Raw genomic sequence first — 2,266 nt, 5'->3', positions numbered from 1 at the left:
GAGTGCCCGACCCTGATGCGCACGCACCTCTATTCCGTGCCCCCCGCGCGCGAGGACACCCTCGTGGGCCAGCGACTCGGGACCTTTCAGGTGGTGCGCCAGCTGGGGCGAGGCGGGATGGGCTGCGTCTACCTCGCCGAGCATGGCCTCATCCAGAAGCGGGTGGCCGTGAAGGTGCTGCACGCCCACCTCGCACAGGACTCGAAGCTGGTGGCGCGCTTCCTCGCCGAGGCGCGCGGGGCCAGCCGCATCCAGCACGAGAACGTGGTGACGGTCTTCGACCTCGACACGCACGAGGGCCGGCCCTACCTGGTCATGGAGTACCTGGAGGGCACCAGCCTGGCCACCTTCGCCCGGGAGCGGTTGGACCCCGAGCGAGTGGTGGAGCTGCTCGCACAGGTGTGTGACGCGCTCGGCGCCGCGCATGCCCAGGGCGTCATCCACCGGGACCTCAAGCCGGCCAACGTCTTCGTCCTTCCGCGCGAGGACGGTGGGCACCGGGTGAAGCTGCTGGACTTCGGCATCGCCAAGCACCTCTACGCCGCGGACGAGACCCCCACCCAGGCCGGCGTGCTGATGGGCACTCCCGAGTTCATGGCCCCCGAGCAGTGCGCGGGGGACGTGGTGGACGCGCGCACGGACCTCTACTCGGCCGGAGTGCTCGGCCATCTGCTCCTCACCGGTCAGAATCCCTTCAGCGGGCGCAGCACGGCGGAGGTCCTCGTCGCGCATCTCCAGCGCACGCCCCGCCCGGCGCACGAGCTCGCCCCCGGGGTGCCCCCGGCCCTCTCGCGGGTGCTGCTGCGCGCGATGGCCCGTCACCCGGAGGATCGGTACGCCAGCGCCGCCGAGCTCAAGGCCGCGCTCCTGGCGACGGTGAGCCCGGGCAAGCGCTCCGCCCCACCGGCCTTCCAGGCCCGCGTCTCCGTGAAGGAGGGCGAGGCCCCCCGGAAGCTCGGGTGTGAGCCGATGGGCCGCACCGGCCTCTTCCTCCAGACCGACGCGCCCCCCCCGCTGCACACCCCGGTGAAGCTGCTGCTGGAGCTTCCCGGAGGAGAGCTGCCCTGTCACGGCGAGGTGGTGCGGCACGTGACGCCCGCGCAGGCCCAGGCATGGGGGATGGCACCGGGCTTCGGGGTGGAGCTGCGGCACGTCCCCGCTGACTTCCAGGAGAGCTTCACCCGCCTGCTCTCCGGGGAGCGACCGCCGGCCGCGCCCGTGCGGAACAACCCCGAGGTGGAGGAGGTGCTGCGCGGCTTCCGGAACCGGGCCCAGGACGACCATTACGCCCTGCTCGGCCTGGCGCTCGACGTGCCCCGGGAGCGGGTGCGCGAAGCGGCCCGGCTGGCGCGGCAGTCCCTCGAGGCGCTGCTCTCCGGCACGCTGTCCGCGGACCAGCGGCTCCAGGTGGAACGGCAGCTCGAGCGTGTCTCCCAGGCCCTCTTCGTCCTGGGACACCTGGAGCGGCGCGCGGAGTATGACGCCTCCCGGCGCAACCTCGCCGGCATCGTCCGCTGCCTCACCGAGGGGCTCACCGCCTCCCAGATGGAGGAGGCGAGGCAGCGCTTCCTCGCCCGGGAGCGTGGGGCCGACTCGCGCTCGTTCGTGCAACTCCTGTCGGCCCGTCTGCTGGAGAAGTCGGGCCAGTCCGCCCAGGCGCTCGCCGCCTACGAGCAGGCCCTCCAGTCCGACCCGCTCCACCTCGAGGCCCTCCAGGGCTACCGCCTCCTCCAGCGCAAGTTGAGGGGTGAGCCGCACAGACCCTCCGGGTCCTGGCCTTCGCGAGGGGCCTGAGGTGTGTGGCAGGATCAAGGGGTCATGCGTTCCCCTTCCCTGCCGCCGCGCTTCTCCTCGCTCCTCGCGCTCCTCGTCCTGAGTGGCTGCAACACCGCCTACCGGGAGGCCATGTCCCAGGCCCGGGACGCGGCGATCCGCGGGGACTTCATGACCGCGGCCCACGCCTACCGGGCCGCCTGCGCCGCCGACCCCGAGGACGAGACGGCCTGCTCCCGCGTTCCCCTCTTCAACCAGAAGGCGACGGCGCAGGCCATCGAGACCGCGCGCCCGGCCTGTGAGGTGGGTGAACTCGACCGGTGCGTCCCACCCCTCCGCGCGGCCTGGGACCTGCTCCCCAACCACCCCGAGCTCACCGCGATGTTGGAGAAGGCCAGTCAGCTCCACACCGAGCGCTGCGCCACCTGGAAGGCGGAAGGTCCGTTGAGCACGGCGGTGGCGGGACTCGCCTGCCTCCAGTCGCGCGGCTACC

Annotated in this window: 2 protein-coding genes; both read left to right on the top strand. The window is 72.6% G+C overall.

The window, feature by feature from the left end:
- Positions 1–1,794 (top strand): protein kinase domain-containing protein (locus VF794_RS07315; RefSeq protein ID WP_331108458.1); only part of this gene is annotated, 1,794 nt, incomplete at its 5' end.
- Between the two features lie 24 nt (positions 1,795–1,818).
- Positions 1,819–2,266: hypothetical protein (locus VF794_RS07310; protein ID WP_331108457.1), on the top strand; the 448-nt coding region annotated here is incomplete at its 3' end.

It is taken from the genome of Archangium sp., assembly GCF_036389735.1.
Taxonomy (GTDB): domain Bacteria; phylum Myxococcota; class Myxococcia; order Myxococcales; family Myxococcaceae; genus Archangium.
The sequence above is the reverse complement of the archived record's forward strand: the minus strand, read 5'-3'. Positions and strand labels throughout refer to the sequence as shown.